This window comes from Epilithonimonas sp., from assembly GCF_036780765.1.
Classification (GTDB): Bacteria; Bacteroidota; Bacteroidia; order Flavobacteriales; family Weeksellaceae; genus Epilithonimonas.
The window spans coordinates 400,315-417,848 of sequence record NZ_DAIQCG010000001.1 but is presented as its reverse complement, the minus strand read 5'-3'; the positions used below and the strand labels follow the sequence as shown (position 1 = coordinate 417,848).

Here is a 17,534-nt window from a genome sequence, read left to right as displayed (position 1 = left end):
AAAAACAAAAAAGCATTCCGTAATTTCTGGAATGCTTTTTTTTATTGCGTTGTGATTGAGTTTAAAAAGAATAAGAAACTCCGAAACTTCCATTGTTTCCAGCTTCTATAAATGCGCCCCAGTTTTCTGTGAAAAAATATCTTGCACCAAGATAAACGCCCAAACCGAAGTTTCTGCCAGCCACACCAACGTTCACGCCTGGATAAACATCAATTTCTGATGGCAGAGCCAAAGCTTCTTGCAAATGGAATCCGATACGTCCAAAAATAAATGGATTGTCTTCATCCTCATTAAAATAAACATTCGCACCTCCACCAACCGAGATGAGGTTAGAAAGTCCATAATCATAACTTGCAGTAGGTCCGGTTCCAAATCCCCAAACATTGATTCCGGCTTGTGCTTTTTGGTCGCCAGCACCTTTCCATGCTTGTGCATAAGACAAAACGCCAGAAAGTAAACCGATTGTCAATAGCAATTTCTTCATAATTTATCGATTGAATTTAAAATGGTTTTCCATATCAAAAATAAAACCACTATTTAAAAAACGACCGTTGGTTTATTTTATTATTCCGAATCTTTACTGCTCTGATTCCCGAAAGACATCAACAGATAAAACAAAAATGGCAGAATGAAAATACTTCCCAAAAGAAGAGCCCAACCCAACGCTTCGATAGTTTTTGGCGCTGCACTTTCATCAAATAAAGAAAGATGACTGCCGTTGGCAAAAAGAATGATGTTCGGATTGTGTTGATAAGTGGCAGCCACCAAAATCATAATGATTTGAAATCCTCCATAAACTCTAACCAGTAAAAACTGACCTTTTTTGATAGCCTCATTGGTAAACAGCAAACTGATGGTTGCTAATGTGATGGCGATAATTCCTAAAGCTTTGGAGAAAATCCATTTTAATAATGGGATGTCAGAATAATGAGCGCTTACAAAAACTAAAACGCCTGTTACGACTACATAAATAGCTGTTTCTCTTGCCTTTTTTTTCATAATTGGCAAAGCATCACTGAATCTTGCTTCGTGAAGAGAGAATAATGAAGCCAGATAAGCACAAAGCGAAATAGTGAAAAAACCTACACAAACTCCAAAAGGATTCAACCAACTGAAAATGTAAAGGCTCAGAAAATCTTTTGCTTCAGTATCTATTGAGCCAGAAATGGTAGCTGCTGCAATGATTCCTAAAAAGAAAGGGGTAAACAAACTTGAATAAAAGAAAATCTGGGCGTATAATTTTTGCCAATTATCCTCAACCGCATCATAATTTCTGAATGTAAAAGCCGTTCCTCTTGCGATAATCCCAATCAGCATCAGAACCAAAGGAATGTGAAGATAAGTGGAAACGGTTGTATAAATGGTTGGAAATCCAACAAATAAAATTACCACAGCGATAATCAGCCACATATGATTCGCTTCCCAGATTGGTGCGATAGATTTGGACATTATCTTTTTTGTTTTGTCACGATAAGATTTTTTGGAAAACAATTCGATAATCCCAGCACCGAAATCTGCGCCACCAGTAATCACATACAAACAAATTGAAACCCAGAGAAATGCAATAACTACGTAAATCATTATTTCTTGTTTTTAGGATTATAATTAGGATCAGTCGGGTCGTATAATTTCGGAACCATCTTGAGTTGTCTTAATAACAAGAAAATGATAATCAATGATAACGAAATGAAAATCAATGTAAAAAAGTAGAATGAATATTGGATTCCCGGCATCGGTGTCACTGCATCAATCGTTTTCATAATTCCGTAAATAATCCAAGGTTGTCTGCCAACTTCTGTCACTGTCCAACCCGCTTCTAATGCGATATAACCGAATGGAATTGCTGCAACGAACATTTTCAAATACCAGCTTTTGGTCAACCATTCTTTTTTCCAAAAAGTGGCGATGAGGTAAATGAAACCAATTAACATCATCACACTTCCAAAAAATATCATAATTTGAAAAGCATAATGAACGACTGCTACCGGTGGCCAATGGTCTTTTGGGAAATCTTTCAGACCTTTCACTTCGGCATCAAAATCGCCCCAAGCGAGAAAACTTAATACTTTCGGAACTTTTATAGCGTATTTGATTTGTTCATTTTCCTCATCCGGAATCCCGCCAATTACAAAACTCGCACCTTTTTCAGTTTCGAAATGGGCTTCCATTGCGGCCAGTTTTATAGGTTGTCTTACAGCAACAGATTTTGCTGCGACATCACCACTGATAGGAGCGAGCAAAGCGCCAATAATCGCAAATCCTGCCGAAATTCTGAATGCTTTTGTATGGAAATTAACATTTCGTTTTTTCAAAATCATCAATGCGTGAATCCCAGCTACTGCAAATCCGGTTGCAGCAAACGCAGCTACCGTCATATGAAATGCCTGTGGAAACCAAGCCTCGTTGAACATTGCTTTTATAGGATCAATATTCAGATATTCTCCATTAATATAATCGAAACCTGCCGGACTGTTCATCCATGCATTCGCAGCAACAACCAAAATACCTGAAGCTAAACCGCTGACGCCGACTACGACTCCGCAAAACCAATGAAACCATTTGTTGAATTTTTCCCAACCATAAAGAAAAAATCCAATGGCAATCGCTTCTATGAAAAAGGCTGTTCCTTCCAAGGAAAACGGCATTCCGAATATCGGACCCGCGTGTTCCATAAATTTAGGCCACAACAATCCAAGTTCAAAAGACAACATCGTTCCGGAAACAGCGCCAGTTGCGAAAAGGATTGCCACACCTTTGCTCCACGCTTTGGTCAGTCCTTTGTAGACTTCGTCTTTGGTTGTTAAATATTTGTAATGTGAAAAAGCCATTAGAAAAGGCATTACCATCCCTACACAAGAAAAAATGATGTGGAAGCCTAAGGACATTGCCATTTGAGATCTGGCGGCTAGAAAATCATCCATAATCTATATTTTGCTTTTGTAAAGTTAGGCTTAATTCCAGAGTTTCATTTACGATTTGTCAAGACAATTGTCATAATTTTAAGATTATCGTTTGGAAGTTAAGTTTGGTGATAAAAAATTTTGCATTTACATAATATTAGCAGTTGTATATCCCTTGTATATCCTTTCTTCTATAGTTGTATAACCGTTCTATATCCGTTGTATATCCTTTGTTCGATGCTCGTTCGATCAGAGACCGTCTAATATCAAGAATAAGATAAAGAATTGCATTACTAAAAATCGTAGATTTGATCCCGTTTATTGCTGTCTCAGAAATATTGCTAAAGATGACACAGATATAAATGTATTTAAGTTCTAAAAAAAAATAAAAGATATGGAGAAGAGTGTTATAGATTTGCACCCTAGTCTTGTAGCAGGATTTGCTGTAGTAGTCATTATTATGCTTTTACTGGATCTTGGAGTTTTCAACAAAAAAGCACACGAGGTGTCTTCCAAAGAAGCGACCATCTGGAGCGTTATCTGGATTTCGTTATCAATGGTTTTTTCAGGTGTTGTGTATTGGGTTTTCAATCAAGATGCAGGTGGACACGCTTTAGCAATAGAAAAATTTACCCAGTTTCAAGCCGCTTATTGGATAGAAAAAGCTTTGTCGGTTGATAATCTTTTTGTATTCATTCTTGTATTTGGATTTTTCAAAGTTCCCAGACATTTGCATCATAAAGTGTTATTTTGGGGAATTATAGGAGCATTAATCTCCAGAGCGATTTTTATTTTCGCAGGCGTTGAATTGATTGATTTAACTTATTTGCCTGAAATGGATGTTTTTGGACATCCTGTTAGAATCAATGTTGTTATGACGCTTTTCGGAATATTCCTAATTTATGCAGGAATCAAATCCTGGGGTGGAGGGCACAGTGATGCGGAAGAAGATTATAGCCAATCTGCAGGCGCAAGATTGATTAAAAGTTTCTGGAAAGTTTCTGATAATTACGATGGCGACAAGTTTTTCACTGTAAAAAACGGAATAAAAATGGCAACGCCTTTATTAGTTGTAGTTGCAGTCATTGAGTTCACGGATGTATTATTTGCAGTAGATTCTATTCCGGCAATCTTTGCAATTTCAAAAGATCCATTTATTCTTTATACGTCTAACATTTTTGCGATTTTAGGGTTAAGATCTTTATATTTCTTATTATCCAATTTCATCCATATGTTCAGCAAATTACCTTATGGACTAGCAGTAATTCTAAGTTTCATTGGAGTAAAAATGTTGATTTCTCCTTGGTATCATATTCCGTCTCCGGTTTCATTAGGAATTGTTGCTGGAGTTTTGATTTTATCAGTGTTGATTTCAGTAATGTTTCCAGAAAAAGAAGAAGCAAAATAAAAAATTCAAAAAGCTAGGATTAGCTTCTATATAAACAACGAGAGTGGTATTAGTATATCACTCTCGTTTGTTTTTTGACCTAATTATTTGTCAAAATCAATAAGTCAAAATTTAGAAATTTTCATCATCCTTTTATTGAAGAATAATTGTCATATTATGTTAAAAACAATTTAAAATCAAGTGGCTAATTTTTCGTAAATTTGCTGGTCTTATAAGAATTTCTTGTAAGCTTGATTTTAAATTTAAAACCTTAAAGAATGTTACCAAAAATAAATCCTATCCAGACAACTGCTTGGAAAGCTTTAGATCAACAATTTGCTAATAACGATTTTGAGTTGAGAACTTTGTTCCAGTATAACCCGAATCGTTTTCAGGAATTTTCATTAGAAACAGACAATTATCTTTTTGATTATTCTAAGAATTTGGTTGATGCTAAAACCTTGGATTTATTACTTCAATTGGCTGAAGAAACTCAGTTGAAAGAAGCGATTGGGAAAATGTTTTCTGGTGACAAAATCAACGAAACCGAGGGTAGAGCAGTTCTACACACAGCTTTGAGAGATTTTTCTGATAAAGAAATTTTGGTTGATGGTGAGAATATCAAACCGGCAATCAAGAAAGTTTTGGAGCATATGAAAGCTTTTTCAGAATCCGTCATTTCTGGTTCTCACAAAGGTTTTACAGGTAAAGAAATCACAGATGTTGTGAATGTAGGAATCGGAGGTTCTGACCTTGGACCAGTGATGGTTTGTTCCGCTTTGAAACATTTCAAAACTAAACTGAATGTTCATTTCGTTTCCAACGTAGACGGAAACCATATGGCTGAAGTTGTGAAAGATCTTGATCCAGAAACAACTTTGTTCATTGTGGCTTCAAAAACATTTACGACTCAGGAAACAATGACCAATGCGAATTCTGCAAAAGAATGGTTCCTGAAATCTGGTGCTAAAAACGAAGATGTTGCCAAACACTTCGTTGCATTATCAACAAACATCGAAGCTGTTAAAAAATTCGGAATTGCGGAAGAAAATATCTTCGAATTCTGGGATTGGGTTGGTGGTCGTTACTCGTTGTGGAGTGCGATTGGACTGAGCATCGTTTTGTCTGTTGGTTATGAGAATTTTGAACAATTATTGAAAGGTGCAAACGAAACAGATATTCATTTTCAAACAAAGGATTTAAAAGAGAATGTTCCTGTTTTGATGGGCGTTTTAGGAATTTGGTACCGTAATTTTTACGCAGCTGGAACTTATGCGATTTTGCCTTATTCTCAATATCTTGACCGTTTTTCAGCATATCTTCAGCAAGGTGATATGGAAAGTAACGGGAAATCAGTAGACAGAAACGGTGAGTTTGTAACTTATGAAACCGGACCAATCATCTGGGGAGAACCTGGAACCAATGGGCAACACGCATTTTATCAATTGATACACCAAGGAACAGAATTGATTCCTGCAGATTTCATCGCCTATGCAAAATCTCCGAATGAAGTGTGCGAACATCAGGATATCCTTTTAGCAAACTATTTTGCGCAGACCGAAGCTTTAGCTTTTGGTAAAACAGAAGATGAGGTTTTTGCTGAATTAAAATCATCCGGCAAATCTGAGGAAGAAACAGAATTTCTATTGCCTTACAAAGTTTTCGCAGGCAATACACCAACGAACTCTTTCTTGTTCAAGGAATTGAATCCATTCACATTAGGACAATTAATTGCTTTGTATGAACACAAAATTTTCGTTCAAGGTGTGATTTGGAATGTTTTCAGTTTTGACCAGTTTGGTGTAGAATTAGGAAAAGTTTTGGCAGGGAAAATCCTTCCAGAATTAGATGCCGAAGGTCAAGTTGAAACACACGACAGCTCTACCAACGGATTAATCAATTTCTATAAATCAAACCGATAAAAAAAATAAAAATGAAATGTTGGGAAAGGAACATTTCATTTTTTTCAAATAAATCTAAAAAGTAAAAAGAAAGAAAAATGGCACAAATTCTAGATGGACTGAAGGTCTCAAAAGAAGTAAAGGCTGAAATTAAGCAAGAGGTAGAAAAAATCCTTGCCAACAACAGAAGAGCACCACATTTGGTTGCGATTTTGGTTGGTAACAATGGTGCGAGCAAAGCTTATGTGAACAGCAAAGTGAAAGATTGTGAGGAAGTTGGATTCAGTTCTTCATTGATTAAATTTCCAAGTACAGTTTCAGAGTCGGAATTATTGGAAAAGATTGATGAGTTGAACAAATCAAAAGCTGTAGACGGGTTCATCGTTCAGTTGCCTTTGCCAAAACAGATAGATCAGGAAAAGATTATTATGGCGATTGACCCAAGAAAAGATGTAGATGGTTTCCATCCGGAGAATTTCGGGAAAATGGCTTTGGAAATGGATACTTTCTTGCCAGCAACGCCATTTGGAATATTGACATTATTGGAACGGTATAACATCGAAACCAAAGGTAAGAATTGTGTGATTATTGGAAGAAGTAGAATTGTTGGGAAACCAATGAGTATCTTGATGGGAAGAAAAGATTTCCCAGGAAACTCTACTGTGACGTTAACACACTCTTACACAGAACATATAGAAGAATATACAAAACAAGCCGACATTGTAATAACTGCTTTGGGCGATCCAAATTTCTTGAAGAAAGAAATGATCAAAGAAGGTGCGGTTATCGTAGATGTTGGGATTACTAGAGTAGATGATAACTCTGAAAAAGGGTATCATCTCGCAGGTGATGTGGATTTTGACAGTTGCGCAGAAAAAGCAAGTTGGATTACGCCAGTTCCAGGAGGAGTGGGACCAATGACGCGCGCAATGCTGATGAAAAATACCATCATTGCCTATAAAACGTCAGTTTATAATGACTAAGGAAGAAGAAGATATTTTATTAAAAGAAGGTAAAATGCTCCCGGTGATGGAGCATTTTTACACTATTCAGGGAGAAGGATTTCATGCTGGGAAAGCAGCCTATTTCATTCGTTTGGGCGGATGCGATGTGGGTTGCCATTGGTGTGATGTGAAAGAGAGTTGGGATCCAAAACTTCATCCGTTGATGAATACGGAAGAAATTGCAGAAACGGCAGCCAAATATTGTAAGACGATTGTTCTGACAGGAGGAGAACCTCTGATGTGGAATCTTGAAATCTTAACTTCGAAGCTAAAAGAGTTGGGCTGTACTATTCACATTGAAACTTCCGGCGCTTATCCAATGAGTGGGCATCTGGATTGGATAACATTATCGCCTAAGAAAACAGGACTTCCTTTAGCTGATATTTATAAAGAAGCAAGTGAGTTGAAGATGATTATTTTCAATCAAAATGATTTTAAATTCGCTCAGGAACAAGGTGAAAAAGTGAATGATAACTGTGAGCTTTATCTGCAAAGTGAATGGAGCAAACGTGATGTTATGTATCCAAAAATCACAGATTTCATACTAGAAAATCCAAAATGGAGATCTTCTATCCAAACGCATAAGTATCTGAATATTCCTTAAATTTGATTTATGCAGAGACTTCGATATTCCCGATATTTCAAGATATTTGTGATTTTATTAGATATGATTCTGATATCATCAGTATTTATAATTTACTATTGGAGGAATTTCGAGGTCAAATATGATTCAGATACACTAGAGCAGAATATTTTATCAATTTTGTTGTTATGCTTTTTCTGGCTACTGTTGAGTGGAAGAACAAGACTTTATCATATTCCTAGAAACGTAACATACACGATTTATCTGGAAAGGATTTTTATTCACGTTTTTTTCTTTTTTATTGGTGTTGTGATGCTTGGGAAAGTCAGTCAGAACGATTTCCTCAAAACAGAACGATTTTATTTGGCTGGGATTTTACTGCTTGTAGTAATACCCATTAAAAGCTTTATCTATTTTCTTTTGAAATATATGAGAAGTAAAGGTATTAATCATAGAAACGTAATGTTTATAGAAGAGGGAACTTCTTCTAATGTCTTGAGAGATATCATTAATGAACGAAAAGATTATGGGTACAAGATCTATGACTATCCGCAAGGAAATTATGATTTGTTTAAGATGGTAGAATTTTGGAAAAATAATGGGATTCATACCATTTTTTTACCATCAGAACATTGTCTTGAAAAGCAATTTGAAAATGATCTTTTCCGCAAGGCAGAACTTAATAAAGTGAAAATCTCATTGGTTCCTAATATTATTCAGAATCAGTTTTTTGAGTATGAGTTCAATTATATAGAAACAGTTCCGGTATTATCTCAGGCAAAATATCCATTAGACTTTTTCACAAATGCTAGTGTTAAAAGGCTTTTTGATATTTTATTTTCTTTGATTGTTTTGATTGGAATTTGCTCTTGGCTTTTCCCAATAATCATCGTATTGATAAAAATGGACGGCTCAAAAGGATCAGCATTTTTTATCCAAAAAAGATACGGTTATCACGATGAGGTTTTTAATTGTTTTAAGTTCAGAACCATGAGATCTGAAAATAATACAAATCAAAGTACAACTGCTGTAGATGATAAAAGGATCACCAAAGTTGGAAAATTATTAAGGAAAACCAGCTTGGATGAGATGCCGCAATTCATTAATGTTTTGATAGGTGATATGACTGTTGTAGGTCCTAGGCCTCATATGCTTTTGGTGGATGATTTTTACAAACCCAAAATAAGCAGATATAGTCTCAGAAGTATGGTAAAACCAGGGATTACGGGACTGGCACAAGTCAGTGGTTTTAGAGGTGATGAAGGCGATATGAATCTTGGAATGAAAAAAAGAATTCTTGCTGACTCATTTTATGTGAGAAACTGGAGTTTTAGCATGGATATTGTAATCATTCTCAAAACAATCTTCTTGTTAATTGTTGGAGATAAAAATGCACGCTGATATTAATCAGAAAAGAACTAATTTTGTCGTATGTTAAAACGATTTTTTGAATCTATTGGAGAATATTTCATGCTGCTGGGAAAGGCTATGAGCAAACCGCAGAAAAGAAATGTTTATATTAAACTTTTGGCGAGAGAATTTTATGATCTTGGGGTTAATTCCTTCGGATTGGTATTATTTACTTCTTTCTTTGTAGGTGCAGTTGTAGCTATTCAAATGTTCAACAACTTCGATGCTTCATCATTCCCTATTCCTAATAGTTTCGTGGGGTATGCAACCAAAGTCGTTTTGATTTTGGAGTTCTCACCAACCATTATTTCGGTAATTCTTGCCGGAAAAGTTGGTTCTTATATCGCATCCAGTATTGGAACAATGCGTGTAACAGAACAAATTGATGCACTGGATATTATGGGTGTTAACTCACCGAATTTCTTGATTTTACCTAAAATTGTAGCCAGTGTGGTTTTCAACCCGATTTTGATTGCGATTAGTATTGTAGTAGGGATTTATGGAGGATATATCGCTGGAGTTGCAACCGGAAGCTGGACCAAAGCAGATTATATTACAGGAATCCAAATGTATATGCCGTCTTATTTTATATGGTATGCCTTTTTAAAAACAGCTGTTTTTGGATTTCTTATTGCAACTATTCCCGCCTATTTCGGGTATTTTGTGAAAGGTGGATCTTTGGAAGTAGGACGTGCAAGCACACAAGCTGTCGTTTGGACGATGATTGCCGTGATTATCATGAATTTATTATTAACCCAAATGTTCCTTAGCTAATGATAGAAGTAAAAGAATTAAGAAAAAGCTTTGATGAAGTTGAGGTTTTAAAAGGCATCACCACATCATTTGATACAGGAAAAGTAAATCTAATCATTGGACAAAGTGGGTCTGGTAAAACGGTATTTTTAAAGTCCCTTTTGAATGTTTACGAACCATCTAGCGGAGCTATTTTGTTTGATGGAAGAGATATTATGAAAATGTCCCGAGAAGAGAAGCAGGGTTTGCGTTCAGAGATTGGAACTGTATTTCAAGGAAGTGCACTTTTCGATTCTATGACAGTGGAAGAGAATATCAGTTTTCCATTAGATATGTTCACTAATCTAACTTACCGTGAGAAAAAGAGAAAAGTTCTGGAAGTAATTGGCAGAGTTAATTTGGATAAGGCCAACAAAAAATATCCATCCGAAATCTCTGGTGGGATGCAGAAAAGAGTAGCGATTGCCAGAGCAATTGTGAACAATCCTAAGTACCTTTTTTGTGATGAGCCCAATTCCGGATTAGATCCTTACACTTCTAATGTAATAGACGATCTGCTTTTAGAAATTACGAAAGAATATAACACCACAACCATCATCAATACACATGATATGAACTCTGTGATGACAATTGGTGAGAAAATCCTTTATCTGCGATTAGGAATCAAAGAATGGGAAGGTAATAAAGATATATTAGCAACAGCAAAAAATAAAAATCTGATAGATTTCGTTTATTCTTCTGAGCTCTTTAAACAGCTTAGAGAGTTTATGCTAGAAAATAATCAAACAAGTTTAATTAACGATAAACCAGAAGACAATGAAAAAAATAATTAGCACGATCGGTGTATTAGCAAGTGTATTTGCTTATTCGCAAGTAACATTTGGATTGAGAGCCAATGCGCTTTTCAACACATCTTCAGCGAAATGGAAAGATATTGAAAGTACAGCTACAAGTGCGTGGGAAAGCAAAGGAGATAATAATGCAGGTTTTAACGTTGGATTGGCTGCAAAAATTGGATCTCCGGTTGGAGGATGGTTTGTAATGCCGGAAATCTATTACACGACTTTCAAAAATACTTTAACAGTTGAAGACGTAACAATAGAAGCAAAAAGCAACCGTATCGATGTTCCTGTATTATTAGGACATAATTTTCTACTTGGAAAATTAGCTGCTTTTGTAGGTCCTGTTGCATCATATAATTTGTCTTCTGATAAAAACTTCAACGATTTTAAAGTTAATGCAAAGAACGAGTTTACTGTAGGTTACCAATTTGGAACTCAGGCAACACTTTCAAAATTTGTTGTTAATGCAAGATATGAAGGCGCTTTCTCCAAAGATTCAAGAAAAGTTATAGATAATGTTACTGGAGATGAGGTAGTGCGTTATGATAACCGCCCAAGTATGTTTATTGTAGGTATTGGTTATAATTTCAACTAATCAAGCGATTAAATAAAATGAGAAGGCTGGAAAGTTAATTTCCAGCCTTCTTCATATATAGACCTTAAAAATTCACAAATTCAATTCTTTGTGAGAAATTGATTTTGTTATACAAAAATATAAGCTTTTATTCAACAAATGTTTAACATAATAAATGAAAAATTGAACAATATTAATATGTTTTGTTTATTTTTGTTTCATAATAACATTAACTGGAATGAAAGTTATTCTCGAACATATTTCTCCGGATGAAAATAGCTCTTTTAGAGTACTGCATATTAAAGATGTTCCAATTTCCGAATTAAATTGGCAATATCACTATCATTCTGAGATCGAGATAGTTTGCGTTTTACATGGGAAAGGGACAAGACACGTAGGTTATCACAAAAGCCACTTTGAAGATGGTGCTTTGGCTTTGATTGGTTCTAATATTCCGCATTCTGGATTTGGATTAAATGCAACAGATCCACACGAAGAAATCGTAATTCTGTTCAAAGAAGAGATATTATCGTTACCGGAAGGCGAGCCGGATGCTAACGCTATTAAGAAATTATTGGAAATTTCCAGATATGGTGTTCTATTTTCTTCTGAAGTAAAAAAACAACTCATTCCTAAACTAAAACAATTAGCTGAATCAGAAGGTTATACCAAATATCTACTGCTTCTCGAGATTCTTTTCGATCTTTCTAAAACCGAAGATTTTGAGTTGATGAATACAGAAGTGATGCCTTACACCATCGTTTCCAGAAACCGAACAAGATTGGAAGCTGTTTTTACCTACGTGGAAAATGGTTATCAGAATGAGATTGATATTATGCAGGCTGCAGATTTGGCAAATCTTACAAAACCAGCATTCTGTAATTTCTTTAAAAAAGCAACATCATTAACGTTTGTAGAATTTGTCAACCGATATAGAATTGATAAAGCTTGTATTCTTTTATCCCAAGAAAAAAGCATAGCAGAAAGTTGCTATGCTACTGGTTTTAATAATATTACTTACTTTAATAAGACCTTTAAGAAATATACCAAGACAACGCCTGGACAATTTATCAGAAATCTTTGATTCTAAAGGTTTCCGTTATTAATATTTTCACTTTTTTGTCTTTCCAATTCTGCTTTTTCTTTTTGTAAAAGCTTGAATTCTTGTTGGATTTTGGCTTGTTTTACTGCATTGCCTTTGCTCACATATCCGATTAACCCGCCGAAAATTAAACCAATTCCCACTCCAAAGAGAATTCCCATAAGGGTAATTGGTTCAAAAAGCCTCATTACGGTGAAATTATCATTAAAATAAAACAAAACAAAGGCTATTAAAATTAGGACAATACCTGTTAATGTTAAACTTTTCATAGTTTTAAATTTTATCTAAATTAACTAACAAAGTTTACAATTTTCCTCCGGCAGCTTTATAATATTCAAGTGCTTTTGGCATATCTGCATTTAGGTCGGCAATTCTGTTTTGTGGGTTCGGGTGAGTAGATAAAAATTCCGGTTGTCTGCTACCAGTAGAAGAAGCTTCCATTCTTTGCCAGAAAGCCGTCGCAGTTCTTGGATCATAACCGGCCATTGCCATTAGTTGCAATCCCATTTCGTCTGCTTCAGACTCTTGTTTTCTTCCATAAGCCAACAATCCAACTTGTGCTCCAATTGGATAAACTTTTTCAAAAACACCTGCCCATTGACTATTAGACATTGTGCCACCTAAAAGACTACCGCCATATTGAGCCAACATCGCCTGAGAAATTCTTTCGTTTCCGTGTCCTGCCAAAGCGTGAGAAACTTCGTGTCCCATTACAACAGCAACACCGTTATCATCTTTACAAATAGGCATAATCCCTGTATAAAAAGCGACTTTTCCGCCAGGCATACACCACGCATTCAGTTGGCTGTCTTGGATTAAATTAAATTCCCAATTATAACCAGTTAAAGCAGACTCACGACCGATTTGTTTATAATAAGCGTAAGCCGCATTTTTAATTCTGGCACCAACATTTTTGATTCGGTTGGCGTCTGCAGTTCCAGTAACAACTTTGGAACTAGATAATGTGGTTTTATATTCTGCAGCTGCAGCGGTTGCAATCTCAGAATTATTTGCAATTTGGATAGAAGATCTACCAGTAATTGGGTTAGTGACACAAGCAGTAATTCCTAATGCCGCAATTACAAAAGCTGAAGTTTTTAAAATTTTCATCGTTCTTTTTATTTATATGGTTGTGTTTTACAAGTTTTATTCCAAAAGATTTACTCCTTATTTAGAAAGGCATCCCAGCCTTGTGCAGTTAATGGAATCAGTTGGTTTGAGCCTCTTGCTACCAAGAAATTGCCTTGAGATTCTTCAGTTGCGTGACCGATAATGGTGAAGTCTGGATGATTCTTAATTTTATCAAAATCTGAAGAAGAAATGGTGAATAATAATTCATAATCTTCGCCTCCGTTAAGAGCAGCCATTGCCGGATTAAGATTCAATTCGTCAGCTGTATGGATTGTAGATTCGTCCATCGGTAATTTCTCTTCATAGACATTGAAACCGACTTTAGATTGATCAGAAAGATGCAAAATCTCAGAAGCCAAACCATCCGAAACATCAATCATAGCCGTTGGCAAAATATCTAACTCTTCCAATTTTTTCTTGATATCGGTTCTTGCTTCTGGCTTTAGTTGTCTTTCAAGGATGTAATCATAACCTTCCATTTCTGGTTGCATATTGGGGTTTGCCAAATAAACAGAATGTTCTCTTTCCAAAATTTGAAGTCCAAGATATGCACCACCAAGATCTCCGGTTACCACCAAAAGATCATTTGGTTTTGCACCATTTCTTTTAACGATTTTATCTTCGTTTTCAAGACCAATTGCTGTAATGCTAATTACCAAACCTGTGTTGGAACTTGTTGTGTCTCCGCCAATTAAGTCTACTTTGTATCTATTGCAAGCCAAAGCAATTCCTGCATATATTTCTTCCAAAGCTTCAACCGGAAAACGATTGGAAACAGCAACTGAAACCAAAATTTGAGTTGGTGTTGCATTCATCGCAGCAATATCGCTGAGGTTGACAACCACTGCTTTATAACCCAAATGTTTTAAAGGAACGTAACCTAGGTTGAAATGAACACCTTCCGCCAACATATCCGTTGAAACAACTACTTTTTGATTTTCAGAATCAATGACAGCAGCATCGTCTCCAATGGAAATCTTGGTTGAGTTCTGAACAACTGGAAAGTTTTCGGTTAAATGTTTTATCAATCCAAATTCTCCCAACTTGGAAATAGGCGTTAATTCTTGCGATTTATCTTCTAGCATAATTTTTTCTAATTAATTTTCAAAAATAGATGCATCAATATTCTCTGGTCGGAAAGGCAATGTTTTCAAATAATCTTTTGTGATCGTTTGCACATTTTCAGATTTGTACTCGTTCATCACTTCCATAATATCATCTGGTGGCGTTGTCGTTTTTCTGAGCATCATATCAATCCAAACGCCAGTTGCTTCCGCTGTTGCACAGTGTGTTCCGTCTGGCAGATAAAACTTGTGAACGAATTGATAAATGGATCCGTCTTCTGACAAAGCTGCAACTTCCAAACCTACATAAACCGTCTGATCTGCATAGATTTCTTTGAAGAAAGAATAGCGCTCGTGTAACATCACCGGACCTACGCCCCAACGGTTCAACTGAGTCAATCCGATTTTATTTTTATTAAGGAAAGCCATTCTCGTTTGTGAGCAATAGTCCACATAGGTTGAGTTTCCTAGATGACGATTCGCATCAATATCACTCCATCTCACTTCAAATTTATGGTAATAAACAGACATTTTTTTCAATTTTAATATTCTTCAAATTTAACTATTTGAGGTGGATATTAAAAATGTAATTTTGCAGCAATGAATTCTCTGAAAAAAAAAATAATAATTGTTGGTGGAGGTGCTGCTGGATTCTTTACGGCTGCAAACCTAGACGAAAACAAATATTATGTCACAATTCTCGAGCAAAATTCTGATGTTTTGCAAAAAGTGAAAATCTCTGGCGGCGGAAGATGCAACGTGACACACGCTTGTTTTGATCCGAGAGAGTTGACGCAATTTTACCCAAGAGGCAATCGTGAATTGCTAAGTGTCTTTACCAAATTCCAACCAGGCGACACAATGGATTGGTTCGAATCCAGAAATGTTCCGCTGAAAATCGAAAAAGATAACAGAATTTTTCCTGAGTCCGATTCTTCCCAAAGTATTATGAATGCTTTGATTAATGAAGTTCGAAATAAAAACTTTGAAGTCAAAAATCAAGTTTCGGTTACAGAAATTGTCAAGGAAAATGAAACTTATACTGTCAAAACAAAACAAGGCGATTTTGTAGCCGATATTGTAATTTATACAACAGGTAGTTCACCAAAATCTTTAAAAATTGTTGAGAATCTTGGACATAAAATTGTGGAACCGGTTCCATCGTTATTCACCTTCAATATCAAAAATGATTTGTTGAAAGATTTGCCAGGAACCAGTTTTGAAAATGCAGAAATCAGAATCCCGAGTTTGAAAACAGAAGAATCCGGACCATTACTGATTACACATTGGGGACTTTCCGGACCTGCGGTGTTGAAAATTTCGGCTTGGGAAGCCAGAACTCTGGCTAAGTTGAAATATCAGTTTGAGATTGAAGTTAATTTCATTTCGAAGCCCATTTCTGATGCGGAAGAAGAATTGAAAGAATTCAAAAATCAAAATCCGAAAAGATCCATTGGACAATCGAAAATATTTGATGTGACCAATCGTTTTTGGAACAAGATTCTGGAAATCAATCAAATCAATCCTGAAAAGCAAATTGCCAATCTTTCTGGTAAAGAAATGAACATGATTCTTGAAAATCTTTGTAAGAAAAAATTATTGGTTACCGGCAAGTCAACTTTCAAAGATGAATTCGTGACGGCTGGAGGTGTTGATCTTAGAGAAATTGATTTTAAAAATATGGCCTCCAAACTCTTACCAAATTTTTATATTTGCGGAGAAGTTCTTAATATTGATGCAATTACAGGAGGCTTTAATTTTCAAGCCTGCTGGAGTGAAGCTTGGTTAATTTCTCAAAAACTTAATACGAATTCGTGAAAATTTAGCTAAATTTGACAAAATTTTTTTATCCATAATGAAATATCCTAAAATTATTTTCAAATTATTTGCCTTATCATTGTTCGCTTTGATGATTTCTTGTCAAACAAGAGTGGTGAGTCCTAGCAAACCAATGTACGATAATACATTAGAACTTTACAAAAAATACTCTATCCAAACAAAAGATGCCAAGACTCAGAAAATCGAAGTTTTGAAAGTGGACGCTAACAAAATCTACGGTAAAAACAAAGCTGGAGAGATGGTCGAAATTGAAAGAAGCGAAGTGCGTGAAATCAAAAAGCCGGATATTTTATCTTCCGTAATTATTGGTGCTGCTGCTATTGCTGCTGTAATATTTATTCCGATTTAATGTTTGTGATTAAAAATAAAATCACACATCCTGCAAAGTAGCAAAGGATATCCAACCAGCTGAATGAGTTGCCAAGCATAATCATCACAATACGATTATCTTTGAAACCCATTAATTCTCCGAAGTGAAAATATTGGGAAAACTCCATCAGGCAAGAAAAAATGAAAATCCCAACAATCAATTTTGTGGAATTGAAATCGAAAAATGCTTTGATAAAATAATACATCAACATTACAACAAACACATCGCCTAGATAAGCTCTTACAAAGAAGACGTCTTTAAGTTTTGTTGCAATCAGAACCTCTACTATAAAAATGAAAATAGCAATCAGTAAGCTTTTGTAATCGAATTTAAAATTAATTTTCACAGCAATATTTTTAACTAAAACAAAAAATCGAGGTAATTATTATCTCGATTTTTTTTATTAAAAGAGTTACTCTGACAATGAATTTTAATGGAGGACAATTTCGGTTTGATTTTTGAAATGGAAACCCTAACCAAATCTTATTGTTATGAAAAAGTTATTATTAATCAGCTCAATAGCAGTTTTAACAGCAAGTTGTATTCCTGACAAAGATAAGCGCGAACAAAGAAAACAAGACCACAGCGCAGAACATATGAGAAACAAAGGTGTAGATTCTGCAGCGGTTTCTTCGCAGAAAAACGTGGATACAATTTCGAATAAGAAATAAATC

20 protein-coding genes are annotated in these 17,534 nt (G+C 35.4%); 12 read left to right on the top strand and 8 right to left on the bottom strand.

The features are described 5' to 3' along the window. Positions 1 to 61: 61 nt before the first annotated feature. From V7P73_RS02020 to V7P73_RS02010, 3 genes are all read right to left on the bottom strand, one after another. Positions 62 to 484, bottom strand: a complete 423-nt coding sequence (locus V7P73_RS02020) for a DUF6646 family protein (RefSeq protein WP_333851036.1) — start codon at positions 482 to 484, stop codon at positions 62 to 64. A gap of 80 nt (positions 485 to 564) precedes the next feature. After that, the gene (locus V7P73_RS02015; protein WP_333851034.1) at positions 565 to 1,581 is read right to left on the bottom strand and encodes a cytochrome d ubiquinol oxidase subunit II; all 1,017 of its coding nucleotides are present in this window, start codon (positions 1,579 to 1,581) and stop codon (positions 565 to 567) included. Continuing rightward, entirely contained in the window at positions 1,581 to 2,921 is a 1,341-nt protein-coding gene (locus V7P73_RS02010) for a cytochrome ubiquinol oxidase subunit I (protein ID WP_333851033.1), read from the bottom strand. Before V7P73_RS02010 ends, V7P73_RS02015 begins: the two co-directional genes overlap by 1 nt. Positions 2,922 to 3,294: 373 nt before the next feature. Here V7P73_RS02010 and V7P73_RS02005 point away from each other — a divergent pair, with 373 nt between their 5' ends. The 9 genes from V7P73_RS02005 to V7P73_RS01965 all read left to right on the top strand — a co-directional run bounded on the left by V7P73_RS02005 (position 3,295) and on the right by V7P73_RS01965 (position 12,438). Continuing rightward, positions 3,295 to 4,308, top strand: a complete 1,014-nt coding sequence (locus V7P73_RS02005) for a TerC family protein (RefSeq protein WP_333851031.1) — start codon at positions 3,295 to 3,297, stop codon at positions 4,306 to 4,308. A gap of 257 nt (positions 4,309 to 4,565) precedes the next feature. Continuing rightward, complete coding sequence (gene pgi / locus V7P73_RS02000) at positions 4,566 to 6,209, top strand: glucose-6-phosphate isomerase (RefSeq protein WP_333851029.1); 1,644 nt, start codon at positions 4,566 to 4,568, stop codon at positions 6,207 to 6,209. 77 nt (positions 6,210 to 6,286) lie between these two features. Further along, complete coding sequence (locus V7P73_RS01995; protein ID WP_074235990.1) at positions 6,287 to 7,171, top strand: bifunctional 5,10-methylenetetrahydrofolate dehydrogenase/5,10-methenyltetrahydrofolate cyclohydrolase; 885 nt, start codon at positions 6,287 to 6,289, stop codon at positions 7,169 to 7,171. Beyond that, positions 7,164 to 7,796, top strand: a complete 633-nt coding sequence (locus V7P73_RS01990; protein WP_333851027.1) for a 7-carboxy-7-deazaguanine synthase QueE — start codon at positions 7,164 to 7,166, stop codon at positions 7,794 to 7,796. Before V7P73_RS01995 ends, V7P73_RS01990 begins: the two co-directional genes overlap by 8 nt. 9 nt (positions 7,797 to 7,805) lie before the next feature. After that, positions 7,806 to 9,176, top strand: a complete 1,371-nt coding sequence (locus V7P73_RS01985; RefSeq protein WP_333851025.1) for an exopolysaccharide biosynthesis polyprenyl glycosylphosphotransferase — start codon at positions 7,806 to 7,808, stop codon at positions 9,174 to 9,176. Positions 9,177 to 9,206: 30 nt separating this feature from the next. Continuing rightward, positions 9,207 to 9,959 carry an MlaE family ABC transporter permease gene (locus tag V7P73_RS01980; protein ID WP_333851024.1) on the top strand — a complete coding sequence of 251 codons (753 nt, stop codon included), beginning with the start codon at positions 9,207 to 9,209 and terminating at the stop codon, positions 9,957 to 9,959. Beyond that, positions 9,959 to 10,771: an ABC transporter ATP-binding protein gene (locus V7P73_RS01975; protein WP_333851023.1), complete on the top strand. Its 813-nt coding sequence runs from the start codon at positions 9,959 to 9,961 to the stop codon at positions 10,769 to 10,771. Before V7P73_RS01980 ends, V7P73_RS01975 begins: the two co-directional genes overlap by 1 nt. Continuing rightward, entirely contained in the window at positions 10,755 to 11,375 is a 621-nt protein-coding gene (locus V7P73_RS01970; protein WP_333851021.1) for an outer membrane beta-barrel protein, read from the top strand. Before V7P73_RS01975 ends, V7P73_RS01970 begins: the two co-directional genes overlap by 17 nt. Before the next feature lie 217 nt (positions 11,376 to 11,592). Next, the gene (locus V7P73_RS01965) at positions 11,593 to 12,438 is read left to right on the top strand and encodes a helix-turn-helix domain-containing protein (RefSeq protein ID WP_333851020.1); all 846 of its coding nucleotides are present in this window, start codon (positions 11,593 to 11,595) and stop codon (positions 12,436 to 12,438) included. 2 nt (positions 12,439 to 12,440) lie between these two features. On the opposite strand, the gene V7P73_RS01960 is transcribed toward V7P73_RS01965, so the two are convergent. The 4 genes from V7P73_RS01960 to V7P73_RS01945 are packed head-to-tail and all read right to left on the bottom strand — an operon-like array spanning position 12,441 to position 15,182. Then, a complete protein-coding gene (locus tag V7P73_RS01960) occupies positions 12,441 to 12,725 on the bottom strand; it encodes a hypothetical protein (protein WP_333851019.1) in 285 nt (94 codons plus the stop codon). A 34-nt stretch (positions 12,726 to 12,759) separates the two neighbouring features. Then, positions 12,760 to 13,566 (bottom strand): M48 family metallopeptidase, encoded by an 807-nt coding sequence (locus V7P73_RS01955; RefSeq protein WP_333851018.1) that lies wholly within the window; start codon positions 13,564 to 13,566, stop codon positions 12,760 to 12,762. Between the two features lie 50 nt (positions 13,567 to 13,616). Next, positions 13,617 to 14,672, bottom strand: coding sequence for a thiamine-phosphate kinase (gene thiL / locus V7P73_RS01950; RefSeq protein ID WP_333851016.1), 1,056 nt, complete (start codon positions 14,670 to 14,672; stop codon positions 13,617 to 13,619). Between the two features lie 12 nt (positions 14,673 to 14,684). Continuing rightward, on the bottom strand, positions 14,685 to 15,182 hold the full coding sequence (locus V7P73_RS01945; protein ID WP_333851014.1) for an acyl-CoA thioesterase: 498 nt from the start codon (positions 15,180 to 15,182) through the stop codon (positions 14,685 to 14,687). Between the two features lie 69 nt (positions 15,183 to 15,251). Between V7P73_RS01945 and V7P73_RS01940 the strand changes: the two genes are divergently transcribed. Together V7P73_RS01940 and V7P73_RS01935 are read left to right on the top strand one after the other, a co-directional pair. Further along, positions 15,252 to 16,469 carry an NAD(P)/FAD-dependent oxidoreductase gene (locus V7P73_RS01940; RefSeq protein ID WP_333851012.1) on the top strand — a complete coding sequence of 406 codons (1,218 nt, stop codon included), beginning with the start codon at positions 15,252 to 15,254 and terminating at the stop codon, positions 16,467 to 16,469. A 37-nt stretch (positions 16,470 to 16,506) separates the two neighbouring features. Continuing rightward, the gene (locus tag V7P73_RS01935; protein WP_333851010.1) at positions 16,507 to 16,839 is read left to right on the top strand and encodes a bacteriophage spanin2 family protein; all 333 of its coding nucleotides are present in this window, start codon (positions 16,507 to 16,509) and stop codon (positions 16,837 to 16,839) included. Here V7P73_RS01935 and V7P73_RS01930 read toward each other — a convergent pair. Beyond that, positions 16,826 to 17,206, bottom strand: a complete 381-nt coding sequence (locus V7P73_RS01930; protein ID WP_333851008.1) for a ribosomal maturation YjgA family protein — start codon at positions 17,204 to 17,206, stop codon at positions 16,826 to 16,828. The two genes, V7P73_RS01935 and V7P73_RS01930, sit on opposite strands and share 14 nt — an antisense overlap. 145 nt (positions 17,207 to 17,351) lie before the next feature. Between V7P73_RS01930 and V7P73_RS01925 the strand changes: the two genes are divergently transcribed. Then, positions 17,352 to 17,531: a hypothetical protein gene (locus V7P73_RS01925; RefSeq protein ID WP_333851006.1), complete on the top strand. Its 180-nt coding sequence runs from the start codon at positions 17,352 to 17,354 to the stop codon at positions 17,529 to 17,531. The last annotated feature ends 3 nt before the right edge of the window (positions 17,532 to 17,534 follow it).